Raw genomic sequence first — 521 nt, forward strand, 5'->3', positions numbered from 1 at the left:
AGACAGGTGGTGCATGGTTGTCGTCAGCTCGTGTCGTGAGATGTTGGGTTAAGTCCCGCAACGAGCGCAACCCTTGATCTTAGTTGCCAGCACTTCGGGTGGGCACTCTAAGGTGACTGCCGGTGACAAACCGGAGGAAGGTGGGGATGACGTCAAATCATCATGCCCCTTATGACCTGGGCTACACACGTACTACAATGGCCGGTACAACGGGCTGTGAAGCCGCGAGGTGGAACGAATCCTAAAAAGCCGGTCTCAGTTCGGATTGCAGGCTGCAACTCGCCTGCATGAAGTCGGAATTGCTAGTAATCGCGGATCAGCATGCCGCGGTGAATACGTTCCCGGGTCTTGTACACACCGCCCGTCACACCACGAGAGTTTATAACACCCGAAGTCGGTGGGGTAACCGCAAGGAGCCAGCCGCCGAAGGTGGGATAGATGATTGGGGTGAAGTCGTAACAAGGTAGCCGTATCGGAAGGTGCGGCTGGATCACCTCCTTTCTATGGAGAATCGTTTCCCG

The 521-nt window shown here is 55.7% G+C and carries 1 rRNA gene; it reads left to right on the forward strand.

Annotated elements, in window-relative coordinates:
• Positions 1 to 501: ribosomal RNA gene (locus CS562_RS32465) — 16S ribosomal RNA — on the forward strand; the annotation flags it as partial.
• Positions 502 to 521: the final 20 nt, after the last annotated feature.

Source organism: Paenibacillus sp. LK1 (genome assembly GCF_002750415.1).
Classification (GTDB): Bacteria; Bacillota; Bacilli; order Paenibacillales; family Paenibacillaceae; genus Paenibacillus; species Paenibacillus taichungensis.